General features: G+C 45.0%; 1 protein-coding gene. It reads right to left on the bottom strand.

Translation table 11 applies throughout. The features are described from left to right. Positions 1–333 (bottom strand): group II intron maturase-specific domain-containing protein (locus tag AC0QHF_RS08815; RefSeq protein WP_324703833.1); only part of this gene is annotated, 333 nt, incomplete at both ends.

The raw sequence follows: 333 nt of genomic DNA, 5'->3' as shown, positions 1-333 counted from the left end.
GGTAGTATTTTCTGAGCGTTTTGTATTTGGCGTTTCCGCATCGTGACACTACCCATGCCCGTAGTTGTTGCCAGAGTGTGTTATCCAGCTTTCCGAAAATCTCTGAGGAGACTACCCCTGAGTAATATCTTGACCATCCTGTAATGATGGGGTTGAGTTCTTTAATCAGGGCGGCTTGAGGTGATTTTTTATGTTTCTTAATCACCTCTTTAACCTTTTCGATGTGGGCTTTGATTGCTTCCTTATCCGGTTTGACGTGGGTCTTGAAGCCGAGTAGACCTCTTCCCCCCGATTTCTTCCCGGATGTATGTTTTCCTTTTGGATATTGCCTGA

The sequence above is a fragment of the Lyngbya sp. CCY1209 genome, from assembly GCF_055795065.1.
The sequence above is the reverse complement of the archived record's forward strand: the minus strand, read 5'-3'. Positions and strand labels throughout refer to the sequence as shown.